The sequence below is a fragment of the Pantoea sp. MBLJ3 genome, from assembly GCF_000816655.1.
Classification (GTDB): Bacteria; Pseudomonadota; Gammaproteobacteria; order Enterobacterales; family Enterobacteriaceae; genus Pantoea; species Pantoea eucalypti.
Window position 1 is genome coordinate 1,109,861 of sequence record NZ_JSUT01000005.1, and the last position, 18,530, is coordinate 1,128,390.

Sequence of the window (18,530 nt, forward strand, 5' to 3'; positions counted from 1 at the left end):
ATGATGCAAAACATTCTTTCTTCCGGGTTTGTTAAGGGAATGGTCAAAGCGACCAGTGATATGTGGCTGAAGGGCTGGGACGAACGCAACGGCGGCAACGTCAGCCTGCGTCTGCTGGAGGAGGAGGTCAAACCCTTCGTCCACGACTTCTGTAAAGCACCTCGCTGCATTGAGCTGACTCAACCGGCACCTTCGCTGGCAAACGACTGGTTTCTGGTGACCGGGTCTGGAAAATTCATGCGCAACGTTCAGCTTGATCCGGCGGATTGCCTGGCGCTGCTGCAGGTCGATGACAAAGGGCTCTCCTATACCATTCACTGGGGCCTGTCGAATGGCGGATTGCCGACCTCCGAGCTGGCGTCACACTTCCAGTCTCACGCGGTGCGTAAAGCGGTCAGCAAGGGCGCAGATCGGGTGATCATGCACTGTCACGCCACCAACTTTATGGCGTTGAGCTATGTGGTGGAGATGGATTCTGCCCGCTTTACCCGCCTGTTATGGGAAGGCAGCACTGAATGTCTGGTGGTCTTCCCGGATGGCGTGGGTGTGCTGCCATGGATGGTGCCCGGCACCGATGAAATCGGCGCGGCGACGGCCGGGCAGATGCAGTCGCACACGTTGGTAATGTGGCCGTTCCACGGCGTCTTTGGTACAGGCCCGACGCTCGATGAGACTTTTGGTCTGATAGACACAGCGGAGAAATCGTCCGAAGTGATCGTCAAAGTGCTGTCTATGGGCGGGATTCGCCAGAGCATTACCACAGAACAGCTGGTCGCATTGGGTGAGCGCTTCGGGGTGAAGCCGTGGCAACCCGCGCTGGATGTGGGGCCTGCTAATGCTGCGTAAAGCTTTTGTGATGCAGGTGAATGCCGACGCTCATGCAGAGTATGAGCGCCGCCACTCCCCGATCTGGCCGGAACTGGCTGAGACGCTGAAAGCGCATGGCGCACACAACTATGCTATCTGGCTGGACGCCGAACGGCATCTGCTCTTCGCCAGCGTTGAGATTGAATCTGAGGAGCGCTGGCACGCGGTGGCAAAGACGGAGGTGTGCCAGCGCTGGTGGGCATCAATGAAAGATTTAATGCCGTCGAATGCCGATAACAGCCCAATCAGTCAGCCGTTGAAACCGGTGTTCTTTCTGGAGTAGTGGAGGGAAAGGGCGGCATCGCCGCCCTGATGCTCTACCGTTTAGTCTGACACAGGCCGGTCAGCGTTGGCCACATCGCCATCAACGTATCAATAATACTATCAAGATCGTCGCGCTCAGCGCCTTCACGCGCCCGCACCGACATGCCCTGCAGCATACAACCCAGATAACGGGACAGCGCCGGAACATTGACTGACGCGCTCAGTTCGTTACGCTGCTGACGCGCCAGCAGAAAATCGCTTAATACATGCTCCTGCGACTGATGCTGCTGTTGCAGCATAGTGGCAATCTCCTTCGACGCCGCCGACAGGGCGGTTGAGGTGCAGATAAAGAAGCAGCCGCCGGGAGAGTCACGCTCAGTAAAGCAGGCGGCGGTGGCACGGAAATAGGCTTCAATTGCGCGATCTACGGGTAACGTATCGTCGCCTAACACCGCTTCTCGCCAGGCACTGAACTTCTCTATATAGCGATCCATCGCCGCACGGAACAACCCTTCTTTATTCACAAACTCTGCGTAAAGGGTCGGTGCTTTTGCACCGGTTGCGGCGACAAGATCGGACAGGGACGTTCCCTCATAACCGTGTGTCCAGAACAGGGTGAGTGCTTTATCAAGCGCAGCGTCACGATCAAACACTTTAGGTCGGCCACGGCATTTCTTTACATCACAATCCTGAACCTGGCTCATACATCCTCACTGACAGTAAAACATCCTATTAAATTACCGATCATTATAAAAATGTGCAAGGTCCGCTATGCATGCCCTCGGCCAGGGTTGCCATTTTGTGCGCCAGCGCAGTGTTATCGCCCCTATGGTTAAGTCAGAAAAGGGGCTGAAGCCCATAATCACGCCACTTCGCGATTAAAATAACGCTCATTAAATAAATATTGACGGCGAGCCCCGGCGGGGTCTATCATTTGTTTAACGGTCGTTAATTAAATAGCGACAACCTAATTCAGACCAACCAAATTCAACTACCGAATAGAGAGAAGATGATGAAAACCATTAAAACCACCCTGGCAGCACTGGCACTTACCACTCTGACTTTTGGCGCATATGCCGCTGACCTCGTCACCAGCGAACCGTCTAATCAGCAGCCAGTCGGCACCATCTCTGTACAGGGCGGCACTAACCTGACCTCCCTTGAATCACAGTTGAGTGCTAAAGCGGATGAAGCGGGTGCGAAATCGTTCCGTATCACCTCAACCAGCGGCCAGAACAAACTGCACGGCACGGCAGTGATTTATCAGTAAATCGGGTGTCGACAGAATCAGTGAGAGGGGATTTGTTATGAAACGTATTAGCTTGATGGTGACAGCGGCTTTGCTAAGCAGCATCTCATTTGCCAGTGTCGCGGCTCAGCAGGTCAGCAGTACACCGCCTGATGCGCAAAAAATCGGTGTCATCAGCGCGACGGGCAGTACTAATCTGACCTCGCTGGAGCAGCAACTGTCAGAAAAGGCCAGCGATGTCGGGGCAAAGTCTTTCCGCATCACTTCGACCTCTGGCAACAACAACCTGCATGGCACAGCCATTCTTTATAAGTAAAAGCACGATAAATATTCATAAACAGGCTTCAGATAAACCCACTTATCTGAAGCCTTTTTTATTCTTAAGTCACAGCCTTATCCGTTGCTCCGCAACTGGGGATAACGACGGAAGATGTAAATACACCAGAGTAACGCCACCAGCCCGATCATCCCGCCGACGTTCCCGACTTCCGCCATGCTCAGATGCAGACTGACCTGATTCCCCAGCAGCGCACCTGCGCCAATCCCGATATTATAAATCCCTGACATGAGCGACATTGCCACATCCGTGGCATCGGGTGCCAGTGACAGCACCCGCACCTGCATACCCAGTCCAATCATCATCATTGCCATGCCCCAGACAACGCACAGTGTTGAAATAGCGGCAGGTCGGACGGCAGCAAAAATCAGCAGCCCCATACAAAGGGTTATCAGTGCGATGGCGGCAATAAGCAGTCCGGAAGGGAATTTATTGCCGAGGGTACTGAACAGCACGCTGCCCACAATACCCGCTGAACCAAACAGCAACAGCAGCAGGGTCGTAAAATTGCCGCTGGAATGCGCCACATTCTGCATAAACGGCTCGATATAGCTGTAAGCGGTGTAATGCGCGGTCACCACCAGCGTCACCAGCAGATACATGCTGACCAGCGCGGGACGGCGAAACAGCATCGGCACACTGCTCAGCGAGCCGGTATGCTCACTCGGCAGGCGCGGCAGGATCCGCACCAGCATAATCATCAGCACCAGCGCCGAGAGGCCAATCGCGCCGAAGGTGGTACGCCAGCCAAGATACTGACCGACCACACGCCCAATCGGCACGCCCAGGACCATTGCCAGCGCAGTACCGGTCGCCAGCATACTCAGAGCCTGTGTTTTCTTGCCGGCGGGTGCAACGCGAATCGCCAGTGAGGCTGTAATCGACCAGAACACCGCGTGAGACAGGGCGATGCCCACACGTGACACCATCAGCGAGCGGAAATCCCAGGCGACGGTTGAAAGTATATGGCTGACGATGAAAATCAGGAATAGCACGCCCAGCAGCAGGCGTCGCTCGATATTACGGGTTAGCAGCATCAGCGGCAGTGAGAGCAGCGCGACGACCCAGGCATAGATAGTCAGCATGATCCCGACATCAGCCGTCGGCATTGAAAAGTCAGCGGCAATATCGGACAGCAGGCCAACCGGGACAAATTCGGTGGTATTGAAGACAAACGCAGCAATAGCCAGCAATACCACGCGTAGCCAGGCAGTCTTACGTGAAACAGTTGTTGATTGCATGAGGAGTCAAGCCAGTCAGAATAGCGAATGTGGATGTGACAGACACACCCAGTGAAAGTGACCTGCGTCACAAAATTAACCGCTATTGTAGTCAATAAACCGGGAAGAGAAACCTGATAACGCGCTTTTAATACTGAATTTTTTTTATCGCCCTGGCACCGGGCGATAGCCAGAGGTTATTACCCGCGACAACGCAAGGAGATCCTGTGCAGCAGCATAATCTATAAGCAAAATGTGACGGAGCAGCACGCCGGAGAGAACACCATCACCGTTAAAAGCCCTGCGCTTAACGCGACGTTGGCGTGTGCTTCAGGGCCACACTGAGCTGAGCTGCCGGATGGGTCGTATGATTGAGCGGACAGCAATTTTCACAGCCTATTGCACCCACATAATATTTTTTCGCCTGAAGAATAGCGGCGTTAACGTGGTAAAAACTGCCCAGAAACAGTCTGTTATCCATGTCGGGAAGATGAGGGCAACCCGCAGCATGGACGACATGATTATCGTTATATCCTGATTGTTTATTAACGTAATAGTAGAGAGCCACAGGCGTTCCTTGTTGCCGTGCTGAAAGGCAAAACAGATGAATTATGACAATAAAATGATTATAGCGGGAAACGCACACTTTGTTTGTTGTGGATCTGAATCAAACGTTCTGGAGGCGGTTTGCCAGACCCGGCGGGGCCTGGCAAACGTGCAGGCTGTCAGAGTTTTCTACTGTGCAGGCGCCAGGCAACCGCTAACGCCAGTATCAGCAGGACGCTGATAAATAGCGTAATACCGCCCCAGCCGAAGTTATGCCAGAACAGACCGCCCAGCGTACCCGCCACGCTGGAACCCACGTAATAGCTGAAAAGATAAAGCGAGGAAGCCTGTCCCCGCGCCCGACGCGCCCGGGGACCGATCCAGCCGCTGGCAACGGCATGAGCAGCAAAAAAACCGGCAGTGAACAGCATCATCCCAGGCAGGATCAGCCAGAGGGAGTTAAAGGCCGTTACCAGCAGGCCCAGTAACATGATGGCTGTCGCGCCCAGCATTACCGGCCCGCGCCCAATGCGGCTGGTCAGCGCACCCGCTTTAGGCGAACTCCATGAGCCGGTCAGGTAGACCACGGATAACAACCCGACCACGGCCTGACTGAGATGCCAGGGCGCGTCCAGTAAACGATAGCCAATGTAGTTGAACAGGGTGACGAAGGCGCCCATCAGCAGGAAGCCTTCGGCAAACAACCACGGCAGGCCTGGATCGCGCCAGTGCAGCCGGAAGTTAATTAACAGATTACGCGGGCGCAGGGTGATGGGTCTGAAATGACGCGATGCGGGCAGGATCTTCCAGAACATCAGCGCGGAGGCCAGTGAAAAACAGCCGATTACCGCCACGGCGATCCGCCATGAGAAGAGGTCGGTCAGGACACCGCTGAGCAGACGCCCGCTCATTCCGCCTATGGAATTACCGCTGATATACAACCCCATGGAAAAGGCAACGACCCGTGCATCTATCTCTTCACTGAGATAGGTCATGCCCACCGCCGCAACGCCGCTAAGCGACAGGCCCATCAGCCCACGCATGATCAGAATGCCGTGCCAGCTGGTCATCGTGGCCGAGATCAGCGTACAGATGGCGGCGAGCATCAGGGCGGTCACCATCACCGATTTACGCCCGATAGCATCAGAGAGTGGGCCGGTGACGAGGAGGCCCAGCGCCATCAGACCGGTAGAGATGGAGAGCGACAGGCTGCTGGTCGCCGGAGAAACCCCAAACTGCTGTGACATGACTGGCAGAATCGGCTGCACACAATAGAGCAGGGCAAAGGTGGCCAGTCCGGCCGAGAAGAGTGCCAGCGTCACGCGCATAAACGCGGGCGTTCCGCGGCGAATGTATCCTGAAGCTGCCGCAGATTCTGGCGGTGCAGACACCGCACTCTCATCCACGGCGGCCTGTATTGAGCGACTCACACATCATCCTTTCAGTCAGAAAACCAGTGGTCAGCATAGGAAAGTGGAATTATGATGTCTAATATATTAATAATCTCAAATAAGACGTTTAAAATATGAATATCGAGCTGCGTCACCTGCGCTACTTTATTGCGGTTGCCGAAGAGTTACATTTCGGGCGGGCAGCCCTGCGTCTGAATATCTCTCAGCCGCCGCTCAGCCAGCAAATAATGCAGCTCGAAACGGAAACGGGTGCCAGGCTATTTAATCGCACCAACCGCAGCGTGCAACTTACCGCAGCCGGAGAGCAATTACTGAGTGATGCCCGTGCGATTCTTTTACAGGTTGAGCAGGCGTCTGACCGCGCAGCCCGGCTGCATCGTGGCGAAGAGGGAGAGTTAAGAATTGGTTTTACCTCTTCGGCGCCGTTTACCGCGGTGGTCTCAGATGCACTGTTCCGGTTTCGTCAGCGCTGGCCACAGGTGCATATAAAGATGCAGGAGATCAACACCCGTCAGCAACTGGTCCCGTTGCACGAAGGACTGCTTGATCTTGGTGTGATGCGCAATACGCCGCTGCCGGCCGATTTGCGGCATCAGTTGCTGCTGAGTGAGCCGCTCTATGCCGTGGTGCATAAGGCCCATCCGCTGGCGGGCGCCGAAAAAATTTCGGTGACTGCGCTGGCGGCTGAACCCTTTGTCTTCTTCGATCCTCAGGGCGGCACCGCGCTTTACAGCGATATTCTGGCGCTGCTGCACCGCTATCACATCAAGCCCTATATCACGCAGGAAGTGGGTGAAGCGATGACCATCCTGGGGCTGGTCGCAACCGGTCTGGGCGTATCCATTCTGCCCGCCTCATTCCGGCGGGCGCGGCTGGCCGATCTGGTCTGGCTGCCGTTAACGGAAGAGGATGCCATTTCAGAGCTGTGGCTGGTCTGGTCTGCAGGACGTGAATTAAATGCCCAGATGCAGCACATGATGGCGTTGCTGCAGGAGAAGCAGCGCTGAACCCTGCCTGTCACCGCATCAATTTGTGCGATAAATCACATTTCTAATCAAATATTTGACGCTGTTGCCTGATCTGCCTCACCATGGCGCATGTTTATTTAGAAGCGCGAAAATAACCGGGAGCAGGGTTGTGAATCCGGACAGTCAACCTGGCCACATTGACCAGATTAAGCAGACCAATGCAGGTGTCGTATATCGATTAATTGATAGCTACGGTCCCATTTCGCGTATCGAACTTTCCCGCCGTGCCCAGCTCGCGCCGGCCAGCATCACCAAAATTGTGCGTGAAATGCTGGATGCGCATCTGGTGCAGGAGACTGAGTATCAGGACCCCGGCAGTCGTGGCCGTCCGGCGATTGGCCTGATACTGGATACCGATGCCTGGCACTATCTGGCGATTCGGTTGCATCGCGGCGCAATGACCTTCACGCTGCGCGATCTCAGCAGCCGGGCGCTGGCAGAAGACAGCCTGCCGCTGCCTGATGAATCTGCTCAGCCATTACTCTCCGCGCTAATAGAACAGGTCGATGCTTTTTTCATTCGTCATCAAAAGAAGCTTGAACGCCTGACGGCTATCGCTATCACCCTGCCAGGACTGATTAACGCCGCCTCCGGCGTGGTGCATCGTTTGCCAGGTTATGCGGTACGCGATATGCCGCTGGGCGATGCGCTGGCAGCGCGAACCGGCTTAGCGGTGTTTGTGCAGCACGACATTTCAGCCTGGACGCTGGCGGAATCGCTGTTTGGCGCATCACGCGGTGCACAGGATGTTATTCAGATTGTGATTGATGAAACCGTCGGCGCTGGCGTGATCAGTGGCGGTCAGCTGCTGCACAAGAGTGGCAGGGCACTGGTCGAAATCGGCCATACCCAGATAGATCCTTATGGTCAGCAGTGCTACTGCGGTAATCATGGCTGTCTGGAGACAGTCGCCAGTACCGGCAGTCTGCTCGCGCTGGCAGCGCAGCGTCTGCCAGCCCAGCCGGACAGCCTGCTAAATAACCAGCCGTTGACGCTTCAGTCACTGTGCGAGGCCGCGCAATCGGGCGACCGTCTGGCGCGCGACACCATTGCCAGCGTCGGGCACCACGTTGGCCGGATCCTGGCGATGATGGTCAACATCTTCAATCCACAACATATTCTTATCGGTTCTCCGCTCAATGCCGCCGCTGATGTGCTGTTTCCGGCAGTCAGCAATACGATTCTGCAGCAGTCACTGCCCGCTTACAGCGCGAGTATTGAGCTGGCACCCACTGAATTTAGCGAGCCGGGAACACTGGGCGGTGCCGCGCTAATCAAAGACGCCCTCTATAACGGACATCTGTTAGTGAAGTTGTTGCAAGGTTAAGCAGACCTGAACTTGCGCTAACGCAATCTGTTCCCCTCCTTCATTCCTTAAAATGCCGTTTCGCAGCAAGGTTAATCCCTGATTAATCGCAACGGTTTTAGAGGAGAAGTTGAGTGAACAGATTATTTGTTACTGGCACCGATACCGCAGTGGGCAAAACGGTGGTGTCACGCGCCCTGTTACAGAGTTTTATACAGACCGGACACAGTGCAGTCGGCTATAAGCCTATTGCACGATGTGCAGTTAAAACCCCGGATGGCCTGCGTAACAAAGATGCACAGGTTCTGCAAAGCGCGTCCTCCATCGACTTGCCTTATCAGGCGATCAATCCGCTGGTTTTCCAGGAAGAGGAGATCTGCACCCATCCCACGCAGATCATCGACTATGGGTTGCTGACTCAGGGCTTAACCCGCCTGATGCAGCAGGCCAGTCGCGTGGTCGTTGAGGGCACAGGCGGCTGGCGCAGCCTGATGAACGATGGACGTCCGCTCTCCTGCTGGGTCGTTGAGCAGCAACTGCCGGTGGTGCTGGTGGTCGGCATCCAGTCGGGCTGTATCAGTCACGCCTTGTTGACGGCAGAAGCGATTGCGCAGGATGGTCTCCCGCTGCTGGGCTGGGTAGGCAATCGAATTAACCCAGGACTGGCGCACTACAGCGACATTATCGAGATTCTGCGCGAAAAAATCGGCGCACCGCTGCTGGGCGAACTGCCTTATTTACCGCGTGCCGAACAACGCGATCTCACACCTTATATCGATATTTCCCTGCTGGAGCCGGACAGTTTGCACGCTGTGAGTGCAAAGATCGCCTGATTATGAAACAAAACGAGTCATCTGAGTCGGGAGTGAGCCTAAAGTTTCAGGCTCGTTTTCGACTCTCTGCAAAAATTTCTGTTTATATTTGAATGGCCTGACGCAGTTAACGCGAAACAACAACGTCATGGCGCAAAAAATGCATTAACTCCGCTTATCACAGTGAGCCGGAGTATCATCATGTCGCATTCGCACGAGAAAGGTTTGTTATATGGGCTTGAGGCCCGCATTGGTCCCGCCCCGGCGTTTCTGGCCGCATTGCAACATCTGCTCGCCAGCGTAGTGGGGATTATCACGCCACCGCTGATTATTGGTTCAGTTCTGGGATTAAATGCCTACATTCCTTATCTGATAAGCATGTCGCTGTTTGTTTCAGGGTTAGGCACTTTTATGCAGGCCAGACGCTTTTATGGCATTGGCGCGGGCATGATCTGCCTGCAGGGCACCAGTTTCGCGTTTCTCGGTGTGATTCTCTCCGGTGGGCTGATGGTGAAAGGGCGCGGCGGATCGCCAGAAGAGATTATGGCGATGTTGTTTGGCTGCAACCTGGTGGCAGCGCTGATTCCGATTCTGATTAGCCGCTGTGTGGGCTCACTGCGCAAAGTCCTGACGCCGGTTGTGACCGGCACAGTGATTACTCTCATCGGCATCAGCCTGATCAAGGTGAGCATCACCGACTGGGCTGGCGGTCACAACGCCACAGATTTTGGTTCGCCGGGGAATCTGGCGCTGGGAGCGCTGACGCTGCTGGTGATTGTGGCGCTTAACCGTTCGCGCAACCGCTGGGCAAGGCTGGTGGCAGTGGTGGCCGGCATCGCGGTGGGATGCGTGGCGGCAGTCTTAACCGGATATTTACAACTGCACGTCGCGCCGGAGAGCAGCTGGATGGTACTGCCAGCCTTCTTCCGGTTTGGTTTCGCCTTTGACTGGACTATCTTTCTGCCGATTGCACTCGTGTCGGTCATCGCCGTAATTGAAGCCGTTGGGGATCTCACGGCCAACTGCCTGATTTCACAGCAGCCCATCGCTGGCAAGCCTTTTCAGCAGCGGCTGCAGGGCGGTATTGTCGCTGATGGCCTGAGCTGTGTGCTGGCGGCGGTTTTCTCCGCCTTTCCTAACACCACGTTTGCGCAAAATAATGGGGTTATCCAGATGACGGGCGTTGCCAGTCGTTACGTAGGCATGCTCTTAGGCATTATGCTGGCGCTACTGGGGCTTTTTCCTTTTGTTGGCTCGCTGCTGCAGCAGATCCCGCCGCCAGTCCTTGGCGGAGCCACTATTGTGATGTTTGGCAGCGTCGTCGCTGCGGGTATCCGGGTGATGACACAGACGCCGCTGGGCCGCCGTGAGATGCTGATTGTCGCAATTTCATTCGGGATTGGTCTTGGCGTGGAAGCGGTGCCGGAGGTACTGAAGCAGTTCCCACCGCTAATTAACAGTCTGTTTGGTCATGCGGTAACGACCGGCGGTATTCTGGCGATTATGCTCAATCTGGTACTGCCAGACGAGGCATCTGCCGTGGAAGAGGTTGAGGCGGAAACACTGACTGAAAGTTAAAAGCTGAATAACGCACAACCGCTGAATAACGCACAACCGCTGAAGTTGCTCTGACAGACGGCTCAGAAATTCAAAGCGATGGGAGCATACGCCAGTAGCAAAGCATCGCGGACCAGGGATGGGAGCATACGCCAGTAGCAAAGCATCGCGGACCAGGGATGGGCCGCGCTGAGCCCGCCAGGGATGGCGTGGTTTGCGTCTTTGTCGAGGGCGTAAGCTCCCTGAGCTGGTAATAAATTAACAGTCATAATACGTCGTGACTTAACTGGCTTTAAGATGGAGTCGGCGAGGGGAATAGGGCCAGAGCGGCCCTTTTTCTGACTTATATCACTATTACGACATTATGGATTCAGACGACGACGGGTTCGACCCGAGCTGAGGTAATCCGCGATGTAATCCTGCGAAATCTCCCCGCTGTAGCGACCCTCTTCATCGACTATTGGCATCCAGACTGTATTGTGCTCATAGAGTTTGGACAACACCACGCGCAGGTTCTCTTCCGCTTTACCGGTGACCTTAAAGGTGTGCAGCTTCTCTTCACAACGGCCACTCACGTTACGCGCCTCGCGACGCTTCACGAAGCCCAGCGGCTTACCATCCTCATCGACCACGGTAATCGACCGCATATCGTTCTCATCCATGGTGCCAAAGGCTTCATCCAGTGGCGTTGAGCGGCGCACGGTGATGGTCGGCTGCTGATCGGTCACGTCTCCCGCCTGCACCAGTAACAGACGCTTAAGCGTGCGGTCCTGGCCCACAAACGAGCCAACGAAATCATTGGCCGGAGTCGCCAGCAACTCATCCGGGCTGGCGCACTGCACGATTTTACCCTGACCAAAGACGGCGATGCGGTCGCCGAGCTTGAGCGCCTCATCGATGTCGTGGCTCACCAGCATCACGGTTTTCTTCAACTGGCGCTGCATGTCGAGGAACTCGTTCTGGATCACTTCGCGGTTAATCGGGTCAACGGCACCAAACGGCTCATCCATCAGCAGCACCGGTGGATCCGCGGCCAGGGCGCGAATCACGCCGATACGTTGCTGCTGACCGCCGGACATCTCACGCGGATAGCGATGCAGGAACTTAGTCGGGTCCAGCGCGACCATGCTCATCAGCTCAGTGGCACGTTCACGACACTGCTTCTTGTCCCAGCCCAGCATGCGTGGCACTACAGTAATGTTCTCCTCAATGGTCATGTTGGGGAACAGACCTATCTGCTGGATAACATAGCCAATGTTGCGACGCAAAGTGGTGGTGTCCTGGGTACTGGTATCTTCGCCGTTGATCAGGATGCGGCCACTGGTGGCGGGGATCAGACGGTTAATCATTTTCAGCGTGGTTGTCTTACCGCAGCCCGATGGCCCCAGCAGTACACACATCTCACCGGCGGGTACGTGAAGGCTGACGTTATCGACGGCTTTGTTAGTAGTGCCGTTTTTCTGGGTAAAGGTTTTCGTCAGGTTTTCCAGCGTAATCATTATCGAATCCCCTTTGGAGTCAGCGCCTGCTGCAAACGGTGCAGCAGCCAGTCAAGAAAAATAGCCAGCAGACAAATCATCAGTGCCCCGGCAATCAACATACGAATATCACTGCCGCTGATCCCATCGAGCAGCAACTGGCCCAGACCGCCCGCGCCAATGACGGCAGCAATCGCCATCACGCCAACGTTCATCACCACGGCGGTACGGATGCCGCCAAAAATCACCGGCAGCGCCATCGGGATTTCAACCCAGCGCAGACGCTGCCAGAAGGTCATGCCGATGCCACGGCCCGCTTCACGCAGTCCATCCGGCAGATTCTCCAGCGCGGTGTGAGTGTTGCGCACAATCGGCAGCAGTGAGTAGAGGAACACCGCGGTGATCGCTGGCAGCGCGCCGATGCCCTGACCGATCAGCGAAAATACCGGAATCATCAGACCAAACAGCGCAATAGTAGGAATGGTCAGCACCACGGTAGCGATACCGAGTATCGGCGTTGCCAGCCATCTGACACGCACGATCAGAATGCCCAGCGGCACGCCAATCACAATGGCCAGGCCGACCGCCACCAGCACCAGCCAGCTGTGCTGCCAGCTCAGGGTGAGCAGGGTGCTCCAGTTATCCATGATGTAGTGAAGGGTATCCACAGTGCCTCCTTACAGCATGTTTTTGGATTGAAGGAAATCACGCGCCACGGTTTCCGGTGACTCATGATCGATATCGACCCGCTTGTTCAGCTCTGTGATCGCCTCATCAGTGATCTGAGCAGAAAGCTGATTAAGCGCGGTATCCAGCCCCGGATGGCTCGCCAGCACATCCTGACGCACGACCGGCGTCACGTTGTAGCTCGGGAAGAAGTGTTTATCATCCTCCAGCACTTTCAGGTTGAAGCCCTTAACCCGTCCATCGGTGGTGTAGATCAGACCGGCATCGACGAATCCATCGCGAATTGCGTTGTAAACCAGACCCGGGTCCATCTGGCGGATCTGCGGCCGATCGAGCGCCAGGTTATAGGTTTTCTGCAGGGGTTTCAGGCCGTCAGAACGACCGGCGAACTCCAGATCCAGCCCCAGACGCCAGTTATGGTCCGGGTCAGATTTCCGCACCTGCTCAATTTTCGCAACCAGCTGCGAGAGGGTGGTGATGCCTTCTTTTTCGGCCCGCTCACGGGTCATGGCAAAGGCATAGGTATTGTTCATCGGTGCCGGATTAAGCCACACCAGTCCCAGCTTTGCATCCAGCTTTTTGACCGTTTCATAGGCCTGCTGCGAAGACATCGGCTTGTTGATATGGTTGAAGATAATCAGTGAGGTGCCGGTATATTCCCAGGTCATATCAATCTGCTTGTTCAGCAGTGCATTACGACCAATGGTAGTGGCGATATTACGTTTAGGGACCACCTCAAAACCTTTCTTCTGCAACCACAGCACCGTCATCGCGGACAGGATATGCTGCTCGGTAAAACTTTTGGTTGCCATCACCAGCGGGGTGGCAGCCTGCGCCGTCTGGCTTAGCAGCAGCGTCGCAGTCAGCGCGACAACGCTTTTCTTAATCCACTTCGTTAGCATTACAAAGCTCCTTGTGGTCAGGCCGCAGCATGCGGACTCAGAAAGCGGCCCAGTGCGGCCAGCAGCATATCCAGAACCAGTGCCACCAGTGCGGTGGCAACGGCGCCCAGAATCAGCGTCGGAAAGTCATTCAGATAGATGCCCGGGAAGATCAGCTCACCAAAGCTGCTGGCACCAATCAGGAAGGCCAGTGGAGCGGTACCGACGTTGATGGCGGTGGCGATGCGCACCCCTGCGAGAATGACCGGCAGGGCGTTAGGCAGCTCAACCTGACGCAGACGTTGCCATTTGGTCATGCCGATGCCGTTGGCGGCCTCAATCAGCGACGGAGGAACCGCGCTCAGGCCAGAGAAGGTGTTTCGAACGATGGGCAGCAATGACGCCAGAAACAGCGCAATCAGCGCCGGACGATCGCCAATGCCGATGATTACCATCGCCAGCGCCAGCACCGCGAGCGGTGGCAGTGTGTTTCCCACATTGAAAATCTGCATCACATATTCGGCCCAGCGACGCGCAAACGGGCGACTGAGCAGGATGCCGCTGGGAATACCGACCAGCAGAGCGAACAACATTGACCAGAAAACTAAGAAGAGGTGCTGCTGCCCGAGATAGAGCAGATCGACTTTACGTGCGACCAGTTGATCCCAGCCTAAGCCCCAGATCAGTGCTGCGATCACCGCGACCACTGCAAGCACTGCCAGACCGGCGCGTTGGGCCAGTGAAGCATTTTGCATAGGAGAATCTCCCTGATGACGATCTCATTTGTTATAACAACCATAAACAGTCCGACAGGCGCGACAAAAACTGCCACCGCACCCAAAACCGAAACTGCGATAAAATGTAGATAAAATGACTGTTTACCCACTCTTTTTCAGCGAATACCGAATAAGATGGGGTAATGCTATAGCAGGCCTTTTTTGCACAAGCCAGCTTTTAAGCCATATATCAGGCAGATATAAACAGGTTAAAATGGTGTTAAAGCCGCATAGCCGCTGGGTTAATGCGACAATAAAAAAAATTCATCGACATTTGGTGACAACGTCACAGATGACGCAAAAGGTGCGCACGCGCGGGAAACTGCACTGGCTGTTTTTGAGCTAGCCTTGCAGATAAAAAAAGGAACCCTATGACTGAAAGCGCGCAACTCCAGACCGGACATCGCCACTGGATCTTAATTGCCTGCATGCTGGCGATGTTTATGGCGGCCATTGAAGTGACGATTGTGGCTACCGCAATGCCCACTATCATTGCTGACCTTGGCGGTTTTTCGCAGTTTGGCTGGGTCTTCTCCATCTATCTGCTGACTCAGGCGGTCAGCGTACCGCTCTATGGCCGGCTGGCGGATATGGTGGGGCGCAAAACAATGTTTTTTGTCGGGACCGCCATCTTCCTGGTGGGATCGGTGCTGTGTGGGTTTGCCCATACGATGACCTGGCTGATCCTGTTCCGGGCATTTCAGGGCCTGGGCGCGGGCGCGATTATGCCGCTCAGCTCCACCATCGTGGCGGATATCTATTCGCCGCGCGAACGGGCCAGCGTGCAGGGCTGGCTCTCCAGCGTCTGGGGTGTGGCGGCTATCGTCGGGCCACTGACCGGGGCCTGGCTGGTGCAGCACTTTAGCTGGTCGGTGATTTTCTGGGTTAACTTGCCGATTGGCCTGATGAGCATGCTGATGCTGGCGCGCTGGCTACCGGCGCACCAGAAGGAGGAGAAATCACAGCCGCTGAACCTGGCAGGAAGCGGCTGGCTGATGCTCTGCGTGACGGCCCTGCTGGTGGCGCTATTGCAGGCAGAACAGCTGGGCATCTGGCTGGTGCCGTTTCTGATGTTCTCGCTGTTTGCGGGCTGGCAGCTTAAACGCCATGAGCAACGTTCAGCAGCACCGCTGTTTCCGCTGATCATCTGGCGCAGCCGGCTTATCGTGGCGGGTAATGCGGGCAATCTGATTATCGGGGCGGCCATGATGGGCATCAGCGCGTTTTTACCCACCTGGATTCAGGGGATCCGCGGTGGCTCACCGTTGCAGGCGGGCAGTGTGCTGGCGATGATGTCGATTGGCTGGCCGCTGGCCAGTACCCTCAGCGGCAGACTGATGCTGCACACCTCCTACCGCTTTACCGCCCAGCTTGGCGCGCTCTTGCTGGTGACGGGCAGCGCCTTGCTACTGTTCTTACAGCCCGCAAGCTCTCTCTATCAGGCGGGCTTTACGGCGTTTCTGATCGGGACTGGCATGGGGATGACCAGCACCACGTTCCTGGTTTCTGTGCAGAATCAGGCGGACTATCAGATTCGTGGCATCTGCACCGCTTCAATCATGTTCAGCCGGATGATCGGCTCGGCGGTGGGAACGGCGATTATGGGCGCAGTGCTGAATCTGAATCTGCAATGGCGACTGCCACAGGTACAGGATCCGGTGCAGCAGATTATGTCAGAATCCAGTCGTCAGCATTTGCAGCCGGAAACGCTGCAACAGATGGTTGCGTCCATCGCGACGTCATTGCACTGGGTATTTGTGGTGGCACTGGTGATTGCGCTGTTTGCGGTGGGTGTGGCCTGGATGATGCCACGTCAGCGGCCGGAACAGGCGGACTAGCAGGCAGGGCGACAGGATGTCGCCCTGATTTGACGCTGACTACTGAGCAGGCGAGTCCTGTGAACTGCCGGCACTGGCGGGGACACTGGCTTCGTCGTCACGGCCTGTACGCTTATAAACAATCTTTTGTGTGTCGTTTTCACAATGTCCGACGACCTGACCGCCCGCCTGATCAACCTGATCGTTGGCGACCACGTCGAGACTAAAACCTGACTCAGGCACACCGTTCTGAATAATTTTCTGGCTGATGTCGGCTTTCACCGACTCACAGGATGCCTGTGCCATCAGCGGCAGAGCTAAAAACGCCGCGCTTAATAAAACCCTCTGTAGCTTCATCACGTCTTCCTTATGTTAGTCGTCCGTCATTACTATAGCTCAAAATTACGGCGCAACCGGGCGACCTGAACGGCGGTCCAGGCAACGCAGGGTGTTGGGTTCCCAGTAAGCGTTGAGATTAAGGCTCTGCTCGCATTTGTCGCGGGTGTCATAGGCGCGATCGGCCTTATCAAACTCTTTTTCGACGCGGGTGTTCACTTTGTTACGCAGCATGCGCGTGTCATTCCATTGCTCTTTATCCTGGCGCGCCGCTTCATTGCCCAGCGCGGTGCTGCCATCTTCAATGATCAGACGATTCGTATTCGCACTGGCAGTGAATGCCGCAGAGGAGATCAGAACCAACAGCACGGCAGGGATCATTTTTTTCATCACAATATCCTTTAGTTAACGCAAACATCGCCTTCCGGGACGTCTGTTGCAGCGGGTATGCTTTAAGCCTGGCCCACCAGCCGTCATTGTTGCTGTAAGTCCGGACAGGGAAAGCGCGAAGCAATCCGGCGTACATGCGTGGTGATGGTGAGCGCTGCCCGGGTTCAGGCTAAAAATAAAATAGCCCGATGACAGAGATTCTTATTATATCATCGCCGTTTCTTCGCTCACCAGTGGTGAGTCATTTGTTTACGTTCAGGAGAGGTTAGGGTGCTGATTAAAACCGCCTTGCTGTTTTTTATTACCGCGCTGGCGGAGATCATCGGCTGTTTTTTGCCCTGGTTATGGCTAAAAAAAGGGGGCTCAGCCTGGCTGTTACTGCCTGCAGCGGCGAGTCTTGCGCTGTTTGTCTGGCTGCTGACCCTGCATCCTGCCGCCAGTGGACGGGTCTATGCCGCTTACGGTGGCGTCTATGTGCTGACTGCGCTGCTTTGGTTGCGGGTAGTGGATGGCGTGAAGTTAAGCGCGTGGGACTGGAGCGGGGCAGTGATCGCCTTCAGCGGCATGCTGATCATCGTGATGGGCTGGGGGCGCGGGTAGCGCCAGCCGGACGGACTGGCGCTGCAGAGGCTTAAGGCTTATGGACTTTCAGGCCTGCCAGCGTCTGGCTGACCGGCATCATTTCAAGACTGTTGATGTTGACATGCTTAGGCAGCGTGGCAACCCACCAGACCGCTTCTGTGACATCTTCGGGTGTTAAAGCCTTTGCGCCTTCATAAACCTGGCCCGCTTTGTCATCATCGCCCTTAAAGCGCACATTGGAAAACTCCGTGCCGCCGACAAGGCCGGGTTCTATATCGGTGACGCGCAGTGCCGTACCGTGCAGATCGGTTCGCAGGTTAAGGCTGAACTGACGGACAAACGCTTTGGTTGCACCATACACGTTGCCGCCGGCATAAGGCCAGCTACCGGCAATCGAGCCAATGTTGATGATGTGGCCGACATCGCGCTCTACCATGTGGGGCAGCAGGGCGCGGGTCATGTAAACCAGGCCTTTGGTGTTGGTGTCGATCATGTTTTCCCAGTCTTCAACATTCGCTTTGTGCGCAGGTTCAATCCCCAGCGCCAGACCGGCGTTGTTAACCAGTACGTCAATATTGCGCCACTCTGCCGGTAAGTGCATGACCATCTCTTCAATGGCTGCACGGTTACGCACATCCAGCTGCACCGTATAAAGATTCTCGCCCAGCTCCTCCTTCAGCGCTTTTAAACGCTCGGCGCGGCGTCCGCTGGCAATGACTTTGTGACCATTCTCAATAAAGCGGCGGGTGATGCTTTCACCAAAACCGGCGGTCGCGCCGGTGACAAAAATAATCATCTCACTGTTCCTTATGCCATTTTCAGAGTCGATGACTTCACCATAGCATTTCATTTCCGCTTCTGCGCGTTGAAAAATCGCCAGGCCTGTAAATGGAATTTACCGGTTAACTGACTGCGCCTTTTCAGGGCAGGCTGCACCTAAAAAGGGCACGTTTCCCTCCGGCAGGCCATACTCAGTATGATCAGT

General features: G+C 55.5%; 21 protein-coding genes. 10 read left to right on the forward strand and 11 right to left on the reverse strand.

The annotated features are described in order from the left end of the window. Positions 1 to 3: 3 nt before the first annotated feature. Positions 4 to 846, forward strand: coding sequence for a rhamnulose-1-phosphate aldolase (gene rhaD / locus NP77_RS11515; RefSeq protein WP_008925223.1), 843 nt, complete (start codon positions 4 to 6; stop codon positions 844 to 846). Further along, entirely contained in the window at positions 836 to 1,150 is a 315-nt protein-coding gene (gene rhaM, locus NP77_RS11520) for an L-rhamnose mutarotase (protein WP_003853684.1), read from the forward strand. The genes rhaD and rhaM overlap by 11 nt, the downstream gene beginning before the upstream one ends. A 34-nt stretch (positions 1,151 to 1,184) precedes the next feature. Here the strand turns inward: rhaM and NP77_RS11525 are convergent, their stop codons facing one another. Next, on the reverse strand, positions 1,185 to 1,835 hold the full coding sequence (locus tag NP77_RS11525; protein ID WP_003853682.1) for a TetR/AcrR family transcriptional regulator: 651 nt from the start codon (positions 1,833 to 1,835) through the stop codon (positions 1,185 to 1,187). A 308-nt stretch (positions 1,836 to 2,143) separates the two neighbouring features. Between NP77_RS11525 and NP77_RS11530 the strand changes: the two genes are divergently transcribed. Together NP77_RS11530 and NP77_RS11535 are read left to right on the forward strand one after the other, a co-directional pair. After that, complete coding sequence (locus NP77_RS11530) at positions 2,144 to 2,401, forward strand: DUF1471 domain-containing protein (protein ID WP_003853680.1); 258 nt, start codon at positions 2,144 to 2,146, stop codon at positions 2,399 to 2,401. Positions 2,402 to 2,438: 37 nt separating this feature from the next. Then, positions 2,439 to 2,696 (forward strand): DUF1471 domain-containing protein, encoded by a 258-nt coding sequence (locus NP77_RS11535; RefSeq protein WP_003853679.1) that lies wholly within the window; start codon positions 2,439 to 2,441, stop codon positions 2,694 to 2,696. Positions 2,697 to 2,773: 77 nt separating this feature from the next. Here NP77_RS11535 and NP77_RS11540 read toward each other — a convergent pair whose 3' ends face one another. From NP77_RS11540 to NP77_RS11545, 3 genes are all read right to left on the reverse strand, one after another. Further along, positions 2,774 to 3,958, reverse strand: a complete 1,185-nt coding sequence (locus NP77_RS11540; protein WP_003853676.1) for a sugar transporter — start codon at positions 3,956 to 3,958, stop codon at positions 2,774 to 2,776. 286 nt (positions 3,959 to 4,244) lie between these two features. Further along, positions 4,245 to 4,505, reverse strand: coding sequence for a hypothetical protein (locus NP77_RS23845; RefSeq protein WP_003853675.1), 261 nt, complete (start codon positions 4,503 to 4,505; stop codon positions 4,245 to 4,247). 157 nt (positions 4,506 to 4,662) lie between these two features. Further along, complete coding sequence (locus NP77_RS11545) at positions 4,663 to 5,913, reverse strand: MFS transporter (RefSeq protein ID WP_039660206.1); 1,251 nt, start codon at positions 5,911 to 5,913, stop codon at positions 4,663 to 4,665. Between the two features lie 95 nt (positions 5,914 to 6,008). Here NP77_RS11545 and NP77_RS11550 point away from each other — a divergent pair, with 95 nt between their 5' ends. From NP77_RS11550 to NP77_RS11565, 4 genes are all read left to right on the forward strand, one after another. Then, entirely contained in the window at positions 6,009 to 6,902 is an 894-nt protein-coding gene (locus NP77_RS11550; protein ID WP_003853669.1) for a LysR family transcriptional regulator, read from the forward strand. Positions 6,903 to 7,032: 130 nt separating this feature from the next. Then, on the forward strand, positions 7,033 to 8,250 hold the full coding sequence (locus tag NP77_RS11555; RefSeq protein ID WP_039660207.1) for an ROK family transcriptional regulator: 1,218 nt from the start codon (positions 7,033 to 7,035) through the stop codon (positions 8,248 to 8,250). Positions 8,251 to 8,363: 113 nt separating this feature from the next. Next, positions 8,364 to 9,062 (forward strand): dethiobiotin synthase, encoded by a 699-nt coding sequence (gene bioD, locus NP77_RS11560; protein WP_039660208.1) that lies wholly within the window; start codon positions 8,364 to 8,366, stop codon positions 9,060 to 9,062. A gap of 180 nt (positions 9,063 to 9,242) precedes the next feature. Further along, on the forward strand, positions 9,243 to 10,619 hold the full coding sequence (locus NP77_RS11565; protein ID WP_039660209.1) for a nucleobase:cation symporter-2 family protein: 1,377 nt from the start codon (positions 9,243 to 9,245) through the stop codon (positions 10,617 to 10,619). Positions 10,620 to 10,960: 341 nt separating this feature from the next. Here NP77_RS11565 and osmV read toward each other — a convergent pair whose 3' ends face one another. From osmV to NP77_RS11585, 4 genes are read right to left on the reverse strand one after another with little or no spacing between them, the layout of a single operon-like run. Then, positions 10,961 to 12,097: an osmoprotectant ABC transporter ATP-binding protein OsmV gene (gene osmV, locus NP77_RS11570; protein WP_003853663.1), complete on the reverse strand. Its 1,137-nt coding sequence runs from the start codon at positions 12,095 to 12,097 to the stop codon at positions 10,961 to 10,963. Further along, positions 12,097 to 12,744: an osmoprotectant ABC transporter permease OsmW gene (osmW, locus tag NP77_RS11575; protein WP_003853661.1), complete on the reverse strand. Its 648-nt coding sequence runs from the start codon at positions 12,742 to 12,744 to the stop codon at positions 12,097 to 12,099. The genes osmV and osmW overlap by 1 nt, the downstream gene beginning before the upstream one ends. Positions 12,745 to 12,753: 9 nt before the next feature. Then, a complete protein-coding gene (locus tag NP77_RS11580) occupies positions 12,754 to 13,665 on the reverse strand; it encodes a glycine betaine ABC transporter substrate-binding protein (RefSeq protein WP_039660211.1) in 912 nt (303 codons plus the stop codon). A gap of 17 nt (positions 13,666 to 13,682) precedes the next feature. Continuing rightward, positions 13,683 to 14,399, reverse strand: coding sequence for an ABC transporter permease (locus tag NP77_RS11585; RefSeq protein WP_003853657.1), 717 nt, complete (start codon positions 14,397 to 14,399; stop codon positions 13,683 to 13,685). A 392-nt stretch (positions 14,400 to 14,791) separates the two neighbouring features. Here NP77_RS11585 and NP77_RS11590 point away from each other — a divergent pair, with 392 nt between their 5' ends. After that, positions 14,792 to 16,258 carry an MDR family MFS transporter gene (locus NP77_RS11590; RefSeq protein WP_003853652.1) on the forward strand — a complete coding sequence of 489 codons (1,467 nt, stop codon included), beginning with the start codon at positions 14,792 to 14,794 and terminating at the stop codon, positions 16,256 to 16,258. A gap of 39 nt (positions 16,259 to 16,297) precedes the next feature. On the opposite strand, the gene NP77_RS11595 is transcribed toward NP77_RS11590, so the two are convergent. Together NP77_RS11595 and NP77_RS11600 are read right to left on the reverse strand one after the other, a co-directional pair. Beyond that, the gene (locus NP77_RS11595; protein ID WP_003853650.1) at positions 16,298 to 16,594 is read right to left on the reverse strand and encodes a DUF1161 domain-containing protein; all 297 of its coding nucleotides are present in this window, start codon (positions 16,592 to 16,594) and stop codon (positions 16,298 to 16,300) included. Positions 16,595 to 16,639: 45 nt separating this feature from the next. Next, positions 16,640 to 16,963 (reverse strand): DUF1283 family protein, encoded by a 324-nt coding sequence (locus NP77_RS11600; RefSeq protein WP_003853649.1) that lies wholly within the window; start codon positions 16,961 to 16,963, stop codon positions 16,640 to 16,642. Positions 16,964 to 17,236: 273 nt separating this feature from the next. Here NP77_RS11600 and NP77_RS11605 point away from each other — a divergent pair, with 273 nt between their 5' ends. Next, positions 17,237 to 17,563, forward strand: a complete 327-nt coding sequence (locus NP77_RS11605; protein WP_033743086.1) for a YnfA family protein — start codon at positions 17,237 to 17,239, stop codon at positions 17,561 to 17,563. A gap of 31 nt (positions 17,564 to 17,594) precedes the next feature. Here the strand turns inward: NP77_RS11605 and ydfG are convergent, their stop codons facing one another. Next, entirely contained in the window at positions 17,595 to 18,341 is a 747-nt protein-coding gene (ydfG, locus tag NP77_RS11610; protein WP_039660213.1) for a bifunctional NADP-dependent 3-hydroxy acid dehydrogenase/3-hydroxypropionate dehydrogenase YdfG, read from the reverse strand. Positions 18,342 to 18,530 lie beyond the last annotated feature (189 nt).

Coding starts and splice junctions, on each gene's coding strand:
- rhaM (WP_003853684.1), top strand. CDS start 836: ATGCTGCGTAAAGCTTTTGTGATGCAGGTGAATGCCGACGCTCATGCA.
- NP77_RS11525 (WP_003853682.1), bottom strand. CDS start 1,835: ATGAGCCAGGTTCAGGATTGTGATGTAAAGAAATGCCGTGGCCGACCT.
- NP77_RS11590 (WP_003853652.1), top strand. CDS start 14,792: ATGACTGAAAGCGCGCAACTCCAGACCGGACATCGCCACTGGATCTTA.
- NP77_RS11540 (WP_003853676.1), bottom strand. CDS start 3,958: ATGCAATCAACAACTGTTTCACGTAAGACTGCCTGGCTACGCGTGGTA.
- NP77_RS11580 (WP_039660211.1), bottom strand. CDS start 13,665: ATGCTAACGAAGTGGATTAAGAAAAGCGTTGTCGCGCTGACTGCGACG.
- NP77_RS11530 (WP_003853680.1), top strand. CDS start 2,144: ATGAAAACCATTAAAACCACCCTGGCAGCACTGGCACTTACCACTCTG.
- NP77_RS11550 (WP_003853669.1), top strand. CDS start 6,009: ATGAATATCGAGCTGCGTCACCTGCGCTACTTTATTGCGGTTGCCGAA.
- NP77_RS11585 (WP_003853657.1), bottom strand. CDS start 14,399: ATGCAAAATGCTTCACTGGCCCAACGCGCCGGTCTGGCAGTGCTTGCA.
- NP77_RS11565 (WP_039660209.1), top strand. CDS start 9,243: ATGTCGCATTCGCACGAGAAAGGTTTGTTATATGGGCTTGAGGCCCGC.
- rhaD (WP_008925223.1), top strand. CDS start 4: ATGCAAAACATTCTTTCTTCCGGGTTTGTTAAGGGAATGGTCAAAGCG.
- ydfG (WP_039660213.1), bottom strand. CDS start 18,341: ATGATTATTTTTGTCACCGGCGCGACCGCCGGTTTTGGTGAAAGCATC.
- NP77_RS11600 (WP_003853649.1), bottom strand. CDS start 16,963: ATGAAAAAAATGATCCCTGCCGTGCTGTTGGTTCTGATCTCCTCTGCG.
- NP77_RS11535 (WP_003853679.1), top strand. CDS start 2,439: ATGAAACGTATTAGCTTGATGGTGACAGCGGCTTTGCTAAGCAGCATC.
- osmV (WP_003853663.1), bottom strand. CDS start 12,097: ATGATTACGCTGGAAAACCTGACGAAAACCTTTACCCAGAAAAACGGC.
- NP77_RS11595 (WP_003853650.1), bottom strand. CDS start 16,594: ATGAAGCTACAGAGGGTTTTATTAAGCGCGGCGTTTTTAGCTCTGCCG.